Source organism: Enterobacter cloacae complex sp. 277I4 (genome assembly GCF_050031465.1).
Lineage (GTDB): Bacteria > Pseudomonadota > Gammaproteobacteria > Enterobacterales > Enterobacteriaceae > Enterobacter > Enterobacter cloacae.
The window spans coordinates 1,604,727-1,622,964 of sequence record NZ_JBLGWC010000001.1 but is presented as its reverse complement, the minus strand read 5'-3'; the positions used below and the strand labels follow the sequence as shown (position 1 = coordinate 1,622,964).

12 protein-coding genes and 1 pseudogene are annotated in these 18,238 nt (G+C 58.4%); 8 read left to right on the top strand and 5 right to left on the bottom strand.

Going from position 1 to position 18,238, the window contains the following annotated elements:
- From gsiB to iaaA, 3 genes and pseudogenes are all read right to left on the bottom strand, one after another.
- A complete protein-coding gene (gene gsiB, locus ACQG19_RS07765) occupies positions 1 to 1,539 on the bottom strand; it encodes a glutathione ABC transporter substrate-binding protein GsiB (RefSeq protein ID WP_045295697.1) in 1,539 nt (512 codons plus the stop codon).
- A 23-nt stretch (positions 1,540 to 1,562) separates the two neighbouring features.
- Positions 1,563 to 3,434 (bottom strand): glutathione ABC transporter ATP-binding protein GsiA, encoded by a 1,872-nt coding sequence (gene gsiA, locus ACQG19_RS07760; RefSeq protein ID WP_040020707.1) that lies wholly within the window; start codon positions 3,432 to 3,434, stop codon positions 1,563 to 1,565.
- Positions 3,421 to 4,384 (bottom strand): annotated as a pseudogene (gene iaaA / locus ACQG19_RS07755) (beta-aspartyl-peptidase). Before iaaA ends, gsiA begins: the two are co-directional and overlap by 14 nt.
- A 189-nt stretch (positions 4,385 to 4,573) precedes the next feature.
- Here iaaA and moeA point away from each other — a divergent pair.
- Entirely contained in the window at positions 4,574 to 5,806 is a 1,233-nt protein-coding gene (moeA, locus tag ACQG19_RS07750; protein WP_045901364.1) for a molybdopterin molybdotransferase MoeA, read from the top strand.
- Between the two features lies 1 nt (position 5,807).
- The gene (moeB, locus tag ACQG19_RS07745; protein ID WP_100168458.1) at positions 5,808 to 6,560 is read left to right on the top strand and encodes a molybdopterin-synthase adenylyltransferase MoeB; all 753 of its coding nucleotides are present in this window, start codon (positions 5,808 to 5,810) and stop codon (positions 6,558 to 6,560) included.
- Between the two features lie 62 nt (positions 6,561 to 6,622).
- Here the strand turns inward: moeB and fsa are convergent, their stop codons facing one another.
- Complete coding sequence (gene fsa, locus ACQG19_RS07740) at positions 6,623 to 7,285, bottom strand: fructose-6-phosphate aldolase (RefSeq protein ID WP_029882869.1); 663 nt, start codon at positions 7,283 to 7,285, stop codon at positions 6,623 to 6,625.
- Between the two features lie 128 nt (positions 7,286 to 7,413).
- Here fsa and ACQG19_RS07735 point away from each other — a divergent pair, with 128 nt between their 5' ends.
- From ACQG19_RS07735 to ACQG19_RS07720, 4 genes are all read left to right on the top strand, one after another.
- Positions 7,414 to 8,313: a glycyl-radical enzyme activating protein gene (locus tag ACQG19_RS07735; protein ID WP_102751705.1), complete on the top strand. Its 900-nt coding sequence runs from the start codon at positions 7,414 to 7,416 to the stop codon at positions 8,311 to 8,313.
- 4 nt (positions 8,314 to 8,317) lie between these two features.
- Complete coding sequence (locus tag ACQG19_RS07730) at positions 8,318 to 10,750, top strand: formate C-acetyltransferase/glycerol dehydratase family glycyl radical enzyme (RefSeq protein WP_246931511.1); 2,433 nt, start codon at positions 8,318 to 8,320, stop codon at positions 10,748 to 10,750.
- A gap of 219 nt (positions 10,751 to 10,969) precedes the next feature.
- On the top strand, positions 10,970 to 11,785 hold the full coding sequence (locus ACQG19_RS07725; protein WP_029882866.1) for a Cof-type HAD-IIB family hydrolase: 816 nt from the start codon (positions 10,970 to 10,972) through the stop codon (positions 11,783 to 11,785).
- A gap of 151 nt (positions 11,786 to 11,936) precedes the next feature.
- The gene (locus tag ACQG19_RS07720; RefSeq protein WP_246931512.1) at positions 11,937 to 13,193 is read left to right on the top strand and encodes a DUF1479 domain-containing protein; all 1,257 of its coding nucleotides are present in this window, start codon (positions 11,937 to 11,939) and stop codon (positions 13,191 to 13,193) included.
- Here ACQG19_RS07720 and ACQG19_RS07715 read toward each other — a convergent pair.
- Positions 13,190 to 14,263 (bottom strand): LacI family DNA-binding transcriptional regulator, encoded by a 1,074-nt coding sequence (locus tag ACQG19_RS07715; RefSeq protein ID WP_130626477.1) that lies wholly within the window; start codon positions 14,261 to 14,263, stop codon positions 13,190 to 13,192. The two genes, ACQG19_RS07720 and ACQG19_RS07715, sit on opposite strands and share 4 nt — an antisense overlap.
- 286 nt (positions 14,264 to 14,549) lie before the next feature.
- Between ACQG19_RS07715 and ACQG19_RS07710 the strand changes: the two genes are divergently transcribed.
- Together ACQG19_RS07710 and ACQG19_RS07705 are read left to right on the top strand one after the other, a co-directional pair.
- A complete protein-coding gene (locus ACQG19_RS07710; protein WP_014831193.1) occupies positions 14,550 to 15,851 on the top strand; it encodes an MFS transporter in 1,302 nt (433 codons plus the stop codon).
- Positions 15,852 to 15,868: 17 nt separating this feature from the next.
- Complete coding sequence (locus ACQG19_RS07705) at positions 15,869 to 18,232, top strand: glycoside hydrolase family 31 protein (protein WP_058679302.1); 2,364 nt, start codon at positions 15,869 to 15,871, stop codon at positions 18,230 to 18,232.
- Positions 18,233 to 18,238: the final 6 nt, after the last annotated feature.

Genomic DNA, 18,238 nt, shown 5'->3' with positions numbered 1-18,238 from the left:
TTATTTTAAATCCGCATCGTCAAAGCTAAAGCCCGTATCCGGCATGATGTAAAACCCGGTCAACGCTTTGTTATGCGCCGAAACCAGTTTTTCCACCACCAGCGGTACCCACGGCGACTCTTTCCAGATGATATCCTGTGCGTCTTTGTAGAGGCGCGCTTTCTCATCCGGTTTGGTGGTTTTCAGCGCATCGGCAAGATCTTTATCCACCTGTGGGTTGCTGTAGAATGCCGTGTTGAACAGGGTCGGCGGCCAGTTCTGTGAGGCGAACAGCGGCGACAGCGCCCAGTCAGCCTCACCGGTAGAGGCCGACCAGCCGGTGTAGAACATCCGCACGCCGCTCTCTTTCTGCCCTTTCCCTTCCACTTCTGCTGCACGCTGCCCGGCATCCATCGCGGTGACCTGCACCTTAATACCGACCTGCGCCAGCTGCTGCTGGGTAAACTGCAGCACCTTCTGCGCGGTACTGTGATTATGGGATGACCACAGCGTGGTGCTAAAGCCGTTCGGGAAGCCCGCCTCTTTTAACAGTTCACGGGCTTTCGCCGGATCGTATGGCCACGGCTGATAGCTTTGCGCATAGGCAATAGCCGGTGGCAGCACGCCGGTGGCCGGGGTGGCGAAGCCCGCGAAGGCCACTTTTACCAGCGCCTGACGGTTAATCGCGTAGTTGATGGCCTCGCGCACTTTGGGATTATCAAACGGCTTTTGCGTCACGTTCATGCTGATGTAACGCTGCATAATGGACGGACTGGCCACCAGCTCCAGCTTGCTGTTCTTCTGCAGGATCGCCGCCTGCTCGTACGGGATCGGGAAGGCAAACTGCGCTTCGCCGGTTTGCAGCATCGCCGCGCGGGTGTTGTTATCCACCACCGGGCGCCAGGTGATGGTGTCGAGCTTCGGCAGCCCCTGCTGCCAGTAGCCGGCGAATTTCTTCACCTTTACAAAGTCCGTCTGGTTCCAGGTCACCAGCTCATACGGGCCGGTACCGACCGGATGGAACCCAATATCTTTCCCGTATTTTTTTAGCGCGGCAGGGGAGATCATCGCCGTCGCCGGATGCGCCAGAATATTAATAAAGGCCGAGAACGGCTCTTTCAGGGTAATTTTTACCGTTGTCGGATCGACCGCCTCGGTGCTGGCGATATTTTTATAGAGGTTATAGCGCTTGAGGCTGTTTTCCGGGTTGCTGGCGCGGTCGAGGTTAACCTTCACCGCCTCCGCGTTGAAATCGGTGCCATCCTGGAACTTCACGCCGGTTCTGAGCTTAATGGTATAGACCAGCCCATCATCCGAGACGGTGTACCCCTCTGCCAGCACATTTTTCAGCTTCATCTCTCTGTCCAGGCCAAACAGCCCCTGGTAGAACGATTTGGCGACCGCCTGCGACAGCGTATCGTTGGCGTCATAGGGATCGAGGGTGGTGAAATTGGAGCCGACGGCAACCACCACATCTTTGGCAGCGAACGCGGGAGAGGCGGCCAGGGCTGCCGTCACGCTCGCGGCTAACAGCCATGTACGAGCAACAAATTTAACCATTGTGTTCTCCTGCCTGTTGTACGTTATAACCGCGAAAATGCATTGTCCTGACGCGGAGGGGCAACAAAATGTCCGGGGCCCACTTCACGAAGCGTGACCCGCTCCATGACCTCACCCCGTTTACGAATATTGCTCGGCATCTCATCCTGCAACAGCACGCGCTGCCCGTGACGGTGTTCGGGATCGGCAACCGGTACTGCAGACATCAGCTTACGGGTGTACGGGTGCTGCGGGTTCTCAAACACCGCCCGCCGCGGACCAATCTCGACGATTTGCCCCAGATACATCACCGCCACGCGATGGCTGATGCGCTCCACCACCGCCATGTCGTGGGAAATAAAGAGAAAGGCAATCCCCAGATCCCGCTGTAAGTCGAGCAATAAATTGATGATTTGCGCGCGGATAGAGACATCCAGCGCCGAGACAGATTCGTCTGCGATCACCACTTTTGGGTTCAGGGCCAGCGCGCGGGCAATACAAATTCGCTGCCGCTGACCGCCGGAAAACTCATGCGGGTAACGCCAGGCATGTTCCGGCTTCAGACCCACGCGTTCCAGCAGCCACGCCACCCGACGCTGTGCGGCTTCGCCGTCGAGCAGGTTATGCACCCGCAGCGGCTCCATAATCGAATATCCCACCGTATGGCGCGGGTCCAGAGACGCATACGGATCCTGAAAAATAAACTGGATATTCCGCCTCACCGCCTGAAGCTTACTGTCAGGAAGGGTGTCGATACGTTCGCCGTTAAAGGTAATGCTCCCTTCCTGCGACTCCACCAGCCGAAGTAACGCGCGTCCGGTGGTGGATTTGCCGCAGCCCGACTCCCCCACCAGCGCCAGCGTTTCGCCTGGCCATAAATCAAAACTGACATTTTCAACCGCGTGCACTTCACGCTTTACGCGGTTGAAAATGCCGCTGCGCAGAGGAAAACGGGTCACCAGATCCCGCACCTCCAGAATGGGCTTGCCGGGGACCACGGTGTCCTGCTCGGTTTCCTCTTCCTGGCGGCCCGCCGCCTCAAGGGAAATCAGCGGGAAACGGCGCGGAAGATCGCTGCCGTTCATCGCTCCCAGACGCGGAACCGCCGCCAGCAGCGCTTTGGTGTATGGGTGGGCGGGCGCATGGAAAATCTGCTCTACCGTGCCGGTTTCTACCGCCCTGCCCTGGTGCATCACCAGCACGCGATCGGCAATATCCGCGACCACGCCCATATCGTGGGTGATAAACATCACCCCCATCTCCATCTCCTGCTGCAGCACTTTGATAAGCTGCAGGATCTGCGCCTGGATGGTGACATCCAGCGCCGTCGTCGGCTCGTCCGCAATCAATACCGCCGGACGGCACGAGAGCGCCATGGCAATCATCACCCGCTGACGCATCCCGCCAGAGAGCTGATGCGGATAGCGGCCCAGTATGGACTGCGACTCCGGGATACGTACCAGCTCCAGCATCCGTTTGGCTTCCAGAAGGGCTTCATCGCCGCTCAGTCCCTGATGCAGGCGGATGGATTCGGCAATTTGCTCTCCAACCGGGAAGACCGGGTTCAGCGAGGTCATCGGCTCCTGGAAGATCATCGCGATATCCGCCCCGCGCACGCCCTGCATCTGTGCTGCGCTCAGCTCATTTAAATCTATGACCTGACGATTGCGACGGCGCAGAAGCATCTTCTCGCTGCTGATTTGCCCGCCCGTCTGTTCCAGCAGGCGCATCAGCGCCAGCGCGGTGACCGATTTCCCGGAGCCGGACTCCCCCACAATCGCCAGCGTTTCGCCGCGGTTGAGTGAGAACGATAAATTCTCTACTGCGGGGATGAACTGCCGCTCCTCCTGAAACGCAATATTCAGCTGATGGACAGCCAGCACTTCGCGGTTATCCAGCTCTTCACTGTGCGGCACGCGTTGCCCCCTTATTCACGATAGATCCCGGTGCTGGGTTCATCACCGGCATAGCCCCAGGCGCGGTACATCCCTTCGCTGTTGAACGGCAGGGCTACGTTACCCTCACGGTCCACCGCAATGAGTCCACCCTCACCGCCCAGCGCGGGCAACTTTTCCATTACCACACGCTCGCAGGCTTCACTCAGGCTGAGCCCGCCGTAATCCATCAGGGCGGTAATGTCGTATGCGGCGAGCGCGCGAATAAACACTTCGCCGGTTCCGGTGCAGGAGACCGCCGCCGTGGCGTTATTGGCATAGCACCCGGCGCCCGGCAGCGGACTGTCGCCAACCCGGCCAGGTAGCTTGTTGGTCATACCGCCGGTTGAGGTGGCCGCCGCCAGATTACCAGCCTTATCAAGCGCCACCGCGCCAACCGTGCCCATTTTGGTGGTTTCATTGAGCGGTGAGGAGTGGTCCAGCTGGGTCATGCCCGCCGTACGGGCTGCCAGCAGCTGCTGGTAGCGCTCGTCAGTGGAAAAAAGATCCGGCGATACCCGCTCCATCCCGTGTGCGAAGGCAAAGTTCTCCGCCCCAACGCCCGTCAGTAGCACATGAGGACTCTCTTCCATCACCAGTCGCGCCGCCAGAATCGGGTTGCGCAGATGGCTCACGCCCGCCACGGCCCCTGCTTTCAGGGTGACGCCATCCATCACGCAGGCATCCAGCTCGTGCGTCTCGTCACGCGTATACACGGAACCTATCCCCGCATTGAACAGCGGACATTCTTCCAGCAGACGCACCGCTTCGGTCACCACATCCAGCGCGCTTTCGCCCGCCTCCAGCATTCGCTGGCCCGTTTCGACAATGGCGTAGAGCGCATCAATGTAGCGCTTCTCCTGCTCAGGACTGAGCTGTGCACGGGTAATAGCCCCGGCGCCGCCATGAATTGCGATTACCGCATTAACCATTTCGCCTCACCTGTCAGCCTGCATGGCGGCTTTTTCTATAAATATCATTATCGTTGATGATTCTTCAGATAATTTTTGAATATAGAAAGACGCAACTGCGATGTAAAGGGTACTCATGGTGGGTCATACAGTTAGCCGCACTTTTCTGCCATAATGAGCGCTTTCGTTGTTACTGTGCTGGAGCCCACCATGGATTTTACCGCCGGACTGATGCCGCTTGAGACGGCACTCACGCAGATGCTTGACCGACTTTCCCCGCTGCACGACGTAGAGACGCTGCCGCTGGCGCGCTGTTTTGGTCGTATTGCCGCACGCGACATCATTTCCCCGCTTAACGTGCCGGGGTTTGATAACTCAGCGATGGACGGTTACGCGGTACGCCTGGCGGATCTCCAGACGGGTCAGGCGCTGCCTGTCGCAGGAAAAGCCTTCGCCGGTCAACCGTTTGACGGAGAATGGCCTGTGGGCACTTGCGTGCGCATCATGACCGGCGCGCCGGTTCCCGCAGGCTGCGATGCGGTGGTGATGCAGGAAGAGACCGAACAGACCGCTGACGGCGTGCGCTTTACCGCCAGCGTCAAAGCAGGCCAGAACATCCGCCGCACCGGCGAAGATATTGCTCTTGGCGCAACGGTATTCGCTGCGGGGCAGAAGCTGACGGTGGGTGAACTGCCGGTACTGGCCTCGCTCGGTATCGCAGACATTGAGGTGATCCGTCAGGTGCGCGTCGCGCTCTTTTCTACCGGTGACGAATTGCAGCTTCCGGGCCAGCCGCTGCAGGACGGGCAGATTTACGACACCAACCGTCTGGCGGTACACCTGATGCTGGAGCAGTTGGGCTGTGAAGTGATCAACCTTGGCATTATTCCTGATGACCCGGAAAAACTGCGCGCCGCCTTTATTGAGGCAGACAACGCGGCCGACGTGGTGATCAGCTCCGGCGGTGTTTCGGTGGGTGAAGCGGATTACACCAAAACCATCCTGGAAGAGCTGGGTGAAATCGCCTTCTGGAAGCTGGCCATCAAGCCGGGCAAACCGTTCGCTTTTGGCAAGCTTAAGCACAGCTGGTTCTGCGGCCTGCCGGGTAACCCGGTCTCTGCCGCCCTGACCTTCTACCAGCTGGTGATCCCGCTGCTGGCGAAGCTTTCGGGTAACCGTGCCAGTCCGCTGCCGGTACGCCAGCGCGTGCGTGCCGCTACGCGCCTTAAGAAATCCCCCGGTCGTCTTGATTTCCAGCGCGGTATTCTAACGCGCAACGCGGAGGGCGAGCTGGAGGTGAGCACCACCGGCCATCAGGGCTCGCACATTTTCAGCTCCTTCAGCCAGGGCAACTGCTTTATAGTGCTGGAGCGCGAGCGTGGCAATGTGGAAGCAGGCGAATGGGTTGAGGTGGAGCGCTTTAACCACCTGTTCGGAGGCTAAGATGGCGGCGGAACTGAGCGATGAAGAGATGATGCGCTATAACCGCCAGATTGTCCTGCGCGGTTTTGATTTTGAAGGCCAGGAAGCGCTCAAGGCGGCCAGCGTACTGGTCGTCGGCCTGGGCGGTCTGGGCTGCGCCGCCGCGCAATACCTCGCCGCGGCGGGTGTGGGCAAGATGACGCTGCTGGACTTTGATACCGTGTCGGTGTCCAATCTGCAGCGCCAGACGCTGCACAGCGATGCGACACTCGGCCAGCCGAAGGTGGACTCTGCCCGCGCAGCGTTAACGCGCATCAACCCCCACGTTCAGTTCACTCCGATTAACGCGATGCTGGATGACGAGGCGTTAAACGCGCAAATCGCAAAGCACGATCTGGTGCTGGACTGTACTGATAACGTCGCCATCCGCAACCAGCTAAACGCCGGCTGTTTTACCCACAAAACGCCGCTGGTTTCTGGCGCGGCAATCCGCATGGAAGGACAGATCAGCGTCTTTACCTATGCTGAAGGCGAACCGTGTTATCGCTGTCTGAGCCGCCTGTTTGGTGAGAATGCGCTCACCTGCGTCGAGGCGGGCGTGATGGCGCCGTTAGTCGGCGTGATCGGGTCACTGCAGGCGATGGAAGCGATCAAAGTGCTGACCCGTTACGGTACGCCAGCGGCGGGGAAAATTGTGATGTATGACGCAATGACCTGCCAGTTCCGCGAGATGAAGCTGATGCGTAATCCGGGGTGTGAGGTGTGCAGCGGTTAAACCTCGTTGCGGCCTGATGCCCTCACCCCTGCCCTCTCCCACCGGGAGAGGGAGATAACGCGTCAGAGAGCCGTCCGTCCAAACGCCCCCTGCCAGTCCTGCTCAAACTTCACGATCGCCGCATCCACCGCCGGAGAGGTAATAAACTGCTGCGCCACGTCCAGCGGCAGCGTGATGGACTCACAGCCGGCCAGCAGGCAATCCAGCGCCTGACGCGGGGTTTTGAAGCTCGCCGCCAGTACTTTTGATTGCGGGGCATGCAGCGTCAGCAACTGCTGTAATTCCACAACGGTCTGGATCCCGTCTCCGCCCTGCGCATCCACGCGGTTAACGTAAGGCGCGACATACTCTGCCCCCGCCAGCGCGGACAACATCCCCTGTGCGGCACCATATACCGCGGTCCCCAGCGTCGGGATCCCTTCTGCTTTCAGCATTTTGATCGCCGCCAGCCCTTCCGCCGTCACCGGCACTTTCACCACCAGGTCGTTAATGATGGCACGCAGCTTACGCGCATCGTCCACCATGCCTTCGGCGGTCGTGGCCATCACCTGCGCGAACAGACGGCCTTTGCCACCCAGCGCGTCGTGCAGTTCTGGCAGCAGAACCTCAAGCGGCGTTTTGCCTGCCGCCACAATGCTGGGGTTGGTGGTTACGCCCGCCAGCGGGAAGATACGTGCGAGCTTTTTCACTGCCGCAACGTCAGAAGTGTCGAGATAAAGTTCCATGATGTCGCCCTCAATTTTAGCCTGCACTTACCCTATCACGACAAAACCTGCTCAGGAGTTGACCTGCATCAAGATAACTTTCATTCGAAAGTAATTTAATCTTCATATGCAAGATGAGAGGCAAAATCATGATCTTCAATATTCAGCGTTACTCTACCCACGATGGCCCCGGGATCCGTACCGTGGTGTTCCTGAAAGGCTGCTCGCTGGGCTGTCGCTGGTGCCAGAACCCGGAAAGCCGGGCCCGCACGAGGGACGTGCTGTTTGATGCACGTCTGTGCCTGGACGGCTGCGATCTGTGCCAGCAGGCGGCACCGGGCAGTATCGAACGTGCGCTGAACGGTCTGGTCATCCACCGAGAGAAACTAGACGAACAGACGCTTAACGCCCTTACCGACTGCTGCCCGACACAGGCGCTCACCGTGTGTGGTGAAGAACGTCAGGTGGAGGAGATCATGGCGACCGTCCTGCGCGATAAGCCGTTTTACGACCGCAGCGGCGGCGGAATCACCCTCTCCGGCGGCGAGCCGTTTATGAACCCCGATCTGGCACTGGCGCTGTTTAAAGCCAGCCATGAACAGGGTATTAATACCGCCGTCGAAACCTGCCTTCACGTGCCGTGGCACTATATCGCGCCTTCACTACCGTATGTCGATCTGTTCCTCGCCGACCTGAAGCATGTGGATGCAGAGGTGTTCAAACAGTGGACGGACGGCTCGGCAAAACGCATCCTGGACAACCTGAAACGCCTGGCGGCGGCCGGGAAAAAAATCATCATTCGCGTGCCGTTGATCCCGGGCTTTAACGCCGATGAAGCCTCTGTTACCGCCATTACCAATTTCGCCGCCGACGAACTGAACGTTCGCGACATTCACTTTCTGCCGTATCACACGCTGGGCATGAACAAATACACACTGCTCGGCCAACCTTACTCTGCCCCTGACAAACCGCTGGATAACCCTGCGCTACTGGACTTTGCACAGCAGTATGCCTGCCAGAAAGGGTTAACCGCGACCTTACGAGGATAAAACGATGACTACCCTGAATCTCAACACCCTCAGCGAGCGCATTAAAGCGCACAAAATGGCCCTGGTGCATATCGTGAAGCCGCCGGTCTGTACCGAGCGCGCGCAGCACTACACTGAAATGTACCAGCAGCATATGGATAAACCGATCCCGGTGCGTCGCGCGCTGGCGCTGGCGCATCATCTCGCGCAGCGCACCATCTGGATCAAACACGATGAGCTGATCGTCGGTAACCAGGCAAGCGAAGTGCGCGCCGCGCCGATCTTCCCGGAATATACAGTCTCCTGGATTGAGAAAGAGATTGACGATCTGGCGGACCGTCCCGGCGCGGGCTTTGCGGTCAGCGAAGAGAATAAGCGCGTTCTGCATGAGATCTGCCCGTGGTGGCGCGGCCAGACGGTACAGGATCGCTGTTACGGCATGTTCACCGACGAGCAGAAAAGCCTGCTGGAAACCGGCATTATCAAAGCCGAAGGCAACATGACCTCCGGCGATGCCCACCTGGCGGTAAACTTCCCGCTGGTGCTGGAAAAAGGGCTCGACGGCCTGCGCGCTAAAGTGGCCGAGCGCCGCTCGCGCATCAACCTGACGGTGCTGGAAGACCTGCACGGCGATCAGTTCCTGAAAGCGATAGATATCGTGCTGGAGGCGGTAAGTCTGCATATCGAACGTTTTGCAGCCCTGGCGCGTGAAATGGCGGCTACTGAATCCCGCGTCAGCCGCCGCGACGAGCTGCTGGCGATAGCGGAAAACTGTGACGCGATTGCCCATGAACCGCCAAAAACCTTCTGGCAGGCGCTGCAGCTGTGCTACTTCATTCAGCTTATCCTGCAGATTGAGTCCAACGGCCACTCCGTGTCGTTCGCCCGCATGGATCAGTATCTCTACCCGTACTACCGTCGCGACGTAGAGCTGAACCAGAGCCTCGACCGCGAGCACGCCATCGAGCTGCTCCACAGCTGCTGGCTGAAGTTGCTGGAAGTGAACAAGATCCGCTCCGGCTCGCACTCCAAAGCCTCCGCAGGCAGCCCGCTGTACCAGAACGTCACCATCGGCGGTCAGAAGCTGGTCAACGGTGAGCCAATGGACGCCGTCAACCCGCTCTCTTACGCGATTCTGGAGTCCTGCGGTCGTCTGCGCTCCACCCAGCCAAACCTGAGCGTGCGTTATCACGCAGGGATGAGCAACGACTTCCTCGATGCCTGCGTGCAGGTGATCCGCTGCGGCTTCGGCATGCCGGCGTTCAACAACGATGAAATCGTGATCCCGGAATTCATCAAGCTCGGCGTGGAAAAAGAAGATGCGTACGACTATGCCGCCATCGGCTGCATCGAAACCGCCGTTGGCGGCAAATGGGGCTACCGCTGCACCGGCATGAGCTTTATTAACTTCGCCCGCGTGATGCTCGCCGCGCTGGAAGGCGGCCGCGATGCCACCAGCGGGAAAGTGTTCCTGCCGCAGGAGAAAGCGCTCTCTGCCGGTAACTTCTGCAATTTCGACGAGGTGATGACGGCCTGGGATACCCAGATCCGCTATTACACCCGTAAATCCATCGAGATTGAGTATGTCGTGGACACCATGCTGGAAGAGAATGTCCACGATATCCTCTGCTCGGCGCTGGTGGATGACTGCATCGAGCGGGCGAAAAGCATCAAGCAGGGCGGCGCGAAGTATGACTGGGTCTCCGGCCTGCAGGTGGGGATTGCCAACCTCGGTAACAGCCTGGCGGCGGTGAAGAAACTGGTGTTCGAGCAGGGCGTCATCGGTCAGCAGCAGCTGGCGGCGGCGCTGGCGGATGACTTCGACGGGCTGACGCACGAGCAGCTGCGTCAGCGTCTGATCAACGGTGCGCCGAAGTACGGCAACAATGACGACAGTGTGGACATGCTGCTGACCCGTGCTTATCAGACCTACATTGACGAGCTGAAGCAGTATCATAACCCGCGTTACGGCCGTGGCCCCATTGGCGGTAACTACTACGCGGGCACATCCTCCATCTCCGCAAACGTGCCGTTTGGTGCAGCGACAATGGCGACTCCGGACGGACGCAAAGCGCACACCCCGCTGGCGGAAGGCGCCAGTCCGGCCTCCGGTACCGATCATCTCGGTCCAACGGCGGTAATCGGCTCCGTGGGTAAACTGCCGACCGAAGCGATTCTTGGCGGCGTGCTGTTAAACCAGAAGCTGAACCCGTCGACGCTGGAAAACGACAGCGACCGCCAGAAGCTGATGGTGCTGCTGCGTACCTTCTTCGAGGTGCATAAAGGCTGGCATATTCAGTACAACATCGTTTCACGCGAAACGCTGCTGGACGCGAAGAAACACCCGGACCAGTATCGTGACCTGGTGGTACGCGTCGCAGGCTACTCGGCGTTCTTCACCGCCCTGTCGCCGGATGCGCAGGACGATATCATTGCGCGTACGGAGCATACGCTGTAACGAAGTATCCCCTCTCCCTTGAGGGAGAGGGTTAGGGTGAGGGGGAAATGTGCACGCTGATGCCCTCACCCCGGCCCTCTCCCACCGGGAGAGGGAGAAAAGACTAAAAACGACAACGTCGGTTGCCGTTTTGCTTTTACTTTCGAATGAAATTAAATTTGTGCTCTCCGTCACCTTGTTATTAGAATGTTTCAAAACGCAGTGACCCAGGAGCACAGTATGACCGTTAAAGTTATCGTCACCGATATGGACGGAACTTTCCTTGATGATGCCAAGCAGTACGATCGTGACCGCTTTCAGGCACAGTTTGAGCAGCTTAAAGCCCGTAATATTGAATTTGTTGTCGCCAGCGGTAACCAGTATTACCAGCTCATCTCCTTCTTCCCGGAACTGAAAGATCAGATCTCCTTCGTGGCGGAAAACGGTGCGCTGGTCTTCGATCACGGTGAACAAATTTTCCACGGCGAGCTGACGCGTCATGAGTCGCAAATCGTTATTGGCGAACTGCTGAAAGACAAAGGGCTGAACTTTGTGGCCTGCGGTCTCGACAGCGCTTACGTCAGCGACCAGGCCCCGGAGGCGTTCGTGGCGCTGATGTCAAAGCACTATCACCGCTTAAAGCGTATCAGCGACTACCGCGACATTAACGACGTGTTGTTTAAGTTCTCCCTGAACCTGCCGGACAGCGATATCCCGAATCTGGTCGATAAACTGCATGTCTCCCTGGACGGCATTATGAAGCCGGTTACCAGCGGCTTTGGTTTTGTCGATTTGATTATCCCCGGCCTGCACAAAGCCAATGGCATCAGCCGTCTGCTGAAACGCTGGAAAGTCTCCCCGCAGGAGTGCGTGGGTATTGGCGACAGCGGCAACGACGCGGAGATGCTGAAGCTGGTGAAATACTCCTTTGCAATGGGCAACGCAGCCGAAAGCATCAGAGACGTAAGCCGCTACAGCACCGACGACAACAACCACCAGGGCGCGCTGAACGTTATTCAGGCGGTGCTGGATCACCACTCCCCGTTCGACGCCTGATTCCCTTCCTGCCGGAGCCGCGCTCCGGCCCCCCTTACTCTTTTTCCATCCTGTGCTACCCGTCAACTTTTTAAACTTGCATTAACCAATTTTTAACTTAAAGTATCACTTGTAGACATTTTTACTTTCGAATGAAAGATGCGAGGCAGTTATGACGTTTACCAGTGAAACTTTGCCGGCGGATTACAAAGCCGCAATCCGTGAGATGAAGCGCGAGCTACGGGCGCAAATCGGCGATGTGCAGGCGGTGTTCGATAAGCTCAGCGATACCATCGCGACCCGCGTGGCGGAAATTAACGCCCTGAAAAACAAAGGCGAGCCCGTCTGGCCGGTGATCCCGTTTGCGGATGTGAAAAATGGTACCATCACATCCGCGCAGCGTGAGGCGATCAAACGCCGGGGTTGCGCGGTAATAAAAGGTCATTTCCCACGCGAGCAGGCGCTGGCATGGGATCAGTCGATGCTCGATTACCTCGATCTCAACCAGTTTGATGAAGTCTATAAAGGGCCCGGCGATAACTTCTTTGGTACCTTAACGGCGTCTCGCCCGGAGATTTACCCTATCTACTGGTCACAGGCGCAAATGCAGGCGCGCCAGAGTGAAGAGATGGCGCAGGTGCAGTCGTTTCTGAACCGTCTGTGGACATTCGAGAGCAACGGCAAACAGTGGTTCGACCCGGACGTCAGCGTGATTTACCCGGATCGCATCCGCCGTCGTCCACCGGGCACCACCTCGAAAGGGCTGGGCGCGCATACCGATTCCGGTGCGCTGGAGCGCTGGCTGCTGCCCGCCTATCAGCAGGTTTTCGCCCGCGTCTTTGATGGCAACGTAGAGAAATACGATCCGTGGAATGCTGCGCACCGTACTGAAGTGGAAGAGTACACCGTGGATAACACCACCAAATGTTCGGTGTTCCGCACCTTCCAGGGCTGGACGGCGCTGTCGGACATGATCCCGGGCCAGGGGCTGCTGCACGTGGTGCCAATCCCGGAAGCGATGGCTTATATTCTGCTGCGTCCGCTGCTGGATGACGTGCCGGAGGACGAACTGTGCGGCGTCGCGCCGGGGCGCGTTCTGCCGGTGTCAGAGAAATGGCACCCGCTGCTTATCGAAGCGCTCACCAGCATTCCGGCACTGGAGGCGGGCGATTCGGTGTGGTGGCACTGCGATGTGATCCACTCCGTCGCGCCGGTTGAGGATCAACAGGGCTGGGGCAACGTGATGTACATTCCTGCCGCGCCGATGTGCGAGAAGAACCTCGCCTACGCGAAGAAGGTGAAAGCGGCGCTGGAAACCGGGGCATCGCCGGGTGATTTCCCGCGCGAGGATTATGAAAAAACCTGGCAGGATCGCTTTACCGTGGCCGATCTCAATATCCACGGCAAGCGTGCGCTGGGCATGGCTTAACTGTCGTACAGCCCTTCCCGCTCAACGGCGGTGCGTCGTTTCCCCTGACGTATCCGCCGGACCGATTCCCGTACGGTCAGGGTGCCGTTAAGCAATAGCGTGCCTGATGGTGCCTCCGGGCGCATCAGCCGCTGCTGGAGCATATGTACCGCTTCGGTGCCCAGCTCATCACGCGGGACATGTACCGCGGTTAACGGTACATCCTGAATGGCCGCCAGATTAAAGCCGTCAATGCTCATCACCGAAATATCCTGCGGCACGCGTAACCCCTGTTTTTGCAGGGCGCTGATGGTGCCCGCCGCCATAAAGTCACCACCCACCAGAAACGCAGTCGGCAAGTCTTTCCCCTGCATGTGGCTCAGCCAGTCGGTGACCAGTTGCTCCGTTTCGCGAGCGCTGAAGCTCGGCACCACCAGCAAATCGCGTTTATCGTTGAACTTCAGGTTGTGCGACTGCCATGCGTCGCGGATCCCCGCAAGACGCAGCTCCATGGTGTAACGCCGCAGGCACAACACATTCATCACCTCACGGTGTCCCATTTCAAACAGATAGTCCGCCGCCCGCTCGCCAATGGCCCGATGGTCCGGCGCGACGGCAGGCAGGCGCATATGCCGGTCGCGGCAGTTAATCAGCATGCAGGGTTTACCGACATCCACTGCCAGGTCGTGGATATGCGGATCGTCAATCCCGAGGAGGATGGCGGCCTGGGTGTCCGGCTCGTTCATTCGCGCCAGAAACTGCTGGGCGTCGCTGTCGTTCTCCTCCAGCGCGCAGTAACGCAGGCGAACATCGTACGAGGCCAGGCCTTTGCTTACGCTCTGGATCACACGGTAGTAAAAGATGTCAGACCGCTCGTCAAAGGCGCGCTGTGGGGCGAAGACAACGAGACTGTTGAGCAGCAAACGGCCCGCAGCCATTCCGTCCAGCACCCCCAGCTCGCGCGCGCATGCCAGCACCTTCGCACGTGCTTTTTCACTGGTATTCGCCTTCCCGGCAAGGACCCGCGAAACGGTGCTGATGGAGAGCTGAGTCCGGGCAGCGATTTCGGTGATTTTTAGCCTTTTGTCCATTTTGTGATCTGGCTCCATTTGCGAAATGACAAAATTTTCATAGCGTGCATATCAGGCAATAGCTGATGTCAAAGCCATGATGCCAAATGATGTCGCTCAGTTATGAGAAATTTTGCACAAAATCCACTATTGCCCTCTCATTTTCTCCCTTAAGGTGAACTTGTCACACAACTTCCATACTAGTTGTATAGCAACTTGAAGCGGTAAAACAGATAACAATCAACGTCATAAACCTGTGTGACACCTGAACCTCCGTCCCCTTACCGTCCGTCTTGTGGAGAGTAAAATGAGTCAGGACATTAATAACACCGTTGCGGCAAGCAAAACCCGTCGCGTCATTAAAAACCTGCGCTGGTATGTGCTGGTGCTGTTCTTACTTGGCGTCACCGTTAACTACATCACCCGAAACTCACTCGGGATCCTCGCCCCGGAACTGAAAGAGAGCCTCGGTATCACCACCGAGCAGTACTCCTGGATCGTCGGGGCATTCCAGATCGCCTACACCATTTTCCAGCCTCTGTGCGGCTGGCTGATCGACGTGATCGGCCTGAAGATTGGCTTTATGGTTTGCGCCGGGATCTGGGCGCTGATGTGTATTTTCCACGCGGGTGCCGGGAGCTGGCTGCACCTTGCCATACTGCGCTTCTTTATGGGGGCTTCTGAAGCCGCCGCCACGCCCGCAAACGCCAAAACCATTGGTGAATGGTTCCCGAAATCGGAACGTCCTGTGGCAGCCGGCTGGGCCGGTGTGGGCTTCTCCATTGGCGCAATGCTGGCTCCGCCTATCATCTACTTCGCGCACGCCTCGTTTGGCTGGCAGGGCGCGTTTATGTTCACCGGCGTGCTGGCGCTGCTGTGGGTGATCCTGTGGTGGGCGTTCTACCACAATCCGGAGCAGCACCCGAACCTGAGCAAAGACGAGCTGGCGTTTATCAAGCAGGATAACGAACCGCCTGCGGTAAAACTGCCCTTCCTGACCGCACTGAAAACCGTCTCAAAAAACAAACGCTTTTACGGTATCGCCATCCCGGCCTTTATGGCGGAACCGGCCTGGGCGGTACTGAGTTTCTGGGTGCCGCTGTATCTCGCCAAAGAGCACGGCATGGATCTGAAGCAGATCGCGATGTTTGCCTGGCTGCCGTTCCTGGCCGCCGATCTCGGCAGCGTGGCGAGCGGTTACCTCACCCGTCTGTATACCCGCCTGTTTGGCTGCTCCCGCGTCAACTCCGTGGTGGCAAGCTCCGTCACCGGCGCGTTCCTGATGATCTCTCTGGCCGTCGTCGCCATTACCCGCGACCCGTACATCACCATCGTGCTGATCTCCATCGGCGGTTTCGGGCATCAGATCATCTCCTGCATGCTCAGCGCCCTGGTGGTGGAGTCGTTCGATAAAGGCCAGATGGCGACCGTTAACGGTATGCGCGGCTCGGCGGCGTGGATCGCCAGCTTCCTGTTCTCGCTGTTGATTGGTGTGACCGCCGACAAAATCGGCTTCAACCCGCTCTTTATTGCCATGGGTTTCTTTGACCTGATTGGCGCTGTTTTCCTGGTGGCATTTATTGCTGAACGTCGCGCCAAGCGCGCCTGATAGTGGATGTATTGCATATGAAAACCCTGAAAAACTGGACCGTCGATAAGCAGTCGGCCAACCATCTGGAACTGCTGGTGGATAACCAGCACCGCCTGTGCCTGTATGTGCTGGAAGAGAACCTGTTCCGTGTACTGATCAAACGTAAAGGTGAACTGGCGCTGGACCGCACCTGGAGCATCGCCCCGGAAGAAGATGTGCCGTGGGAAGGCCGTCGTCGCGACGATCTGAGCGGCTTTACCTGCCCTGCCTGGACGCTAAGCCAGCAGGATGAGGGGCTGACAATTGCTACCGAACAGCTGCGTGTGACCGTTCATCAGCCGCTGTGGCTGGAGTGGCATTATCGCAATGACGCTGGTGAGTGGCAGCCGCTGGTCAATGACCGTCCAACCAGCGCCTATCTGCTGAACGCTCACGGCGACGGGGTGGCACACTACCTGAGCCGTCGCAAGGACGAGCGTTTTTACGGCCTGGGTGAGAAAGCGGGCGACCTGCAGCGCAACGGTAAGCGCTTCGAGATGCGCAACCTCGACGCCATGGGCTACAACGCGGCCAGCACCGACCCGCTGTACAAACACATCCCGTTTACCCTTACCCGCCGCGATGACGTGAGTTACGGCCTGTTCTACGACAACCTGAGCAGCTGCTGGCTGGATCTGGGCAACGAGATTGATAACTACCACACCGCCTACCGTCGCTGGCAGGCGGAAGCGGGTGATATCGATTACTACCTCTTTACCGGCAAACGGGTGCTGGATGTCACCAAAGCCTTTGTGCGCCTGACCGGGAAAACGCTGTTCGGGCCGAAATGGAGCCTGGGCTACAGCGGGTCGACCATGCACTACACCGACGCGCCGGACGCACAAAACCAACTGATGAACTTTATTCGCCTGTGCGAAGAGCATGCGATCCCGTGCGACTCGTTCCAGCTCTCATCGGGTTATACCTCGATCAACGGCAAGCGCTATGTCTTTAACTGGAACTACGACAAAGTGCCGCAACCGAAGGTGATGACCCAGGCATTCCACGACGCGGGGCTGCGGCTGGCGGCAAATATCAAGCCGTGCCTGCTGCAGGACCACCCGCGCTATAGCGAAGTGGCGGAAAACGGCCTGTTCATTCGTGATTCAGAAACCGACGCACCAGAACGCTCCAGCTTCTGGGATGACGAAGGTTCCCACCTCGACTTTACCAACCCGCAGACGGTGAAATGGTGGCAGGAAGGAGTCACCACGCAGCTGCTGGAGATGGGGATCGACTCCACCTGGAACGATAACAACGAATACGAAGTGTGGGACGGCGAAGCGCGCTGCCATGGTTTTGGCAAGGAGATCGCCATCAAACACATCCGCCCGGTGATGCCGCTGCTGATGATGCGCGCCTCGCTGGAAGCGCAGCAGCGGTTTGCCCCGGAAAAGCGCCCGTATCTGATCTCCCGTTCCGGCTGCGCCGGGATGCAACGTTACGTTCAGACCTGGAGCGGCGATAACCGCACCAACTGGGAAACCCTGCGCTATAACATCCGCATGGGGCTGGGTATGAGCCTGTCCGGGCTGTTTAACGTTGGTCATGACGTGGGCGGTTTTTCTGGCGACAAACCCGACGCCGAGCTGTTTGTCCGCTGGGTGCAGAACGGCGTGATGCACCCGCGCTTTACCATTCACTCGTGGAACGATGACCACACGGTGAACGAGCCGTGGATGTATCCGGGCGTCACCCCCGCTATTCGCGGTGCCATTGAGCTGCGCTATCGTCTGCTGCCGTATCTCTACACCCTGCTCTGGCAGGCGCATGCCGATGACGAACCGATGCTGCGCCCAACCTTCCTCGACCACGAACACGATGCGCAGACCTTTGAAGAGTGCGACGAGTTCCTGCTGGGCCGGGACCTGCTGGTGGCAAGCGTGGTGGAGGCCGGACAGCGAGAGCGCCGTCTCTGGCTGCCGGATAACGAAACCGGCTGGTACGATTTTTACACCCACGCGTGGTACGCGGGCGGGCAGTGGATCGCTCTGGATGCACCGCTGGAAAAACTGCCGCTGCTGGTGCGCGCCGGTGCCGGTCTGCCGCTCAGCGAACGCATCACTCACGTCAGCGCGGAAAAAGACGACACCCGCGAGCTGAAGCTGTTCCCGGTCAAAGGCGTGGGCACCAGCACCGGTCTGCTGTTTGAAGATGACGGTGAAAGCTGGGGCTATCAGAACGGCAATGCGCTGTGGGTAGAGTGGGAAATGGTGTGCGATGGGGCAACCATCAATTTGAAGATCACTGCGCGCGGAGATTATCGTCCGGCGTGGAAAGCACTGAAGGTGTCATTACCGGCGGGGGAAAAACGCAGGCTGCTTGTGAATGGGATTGAAGGGAGTGAGTGGGTGATGTAGTGCGGC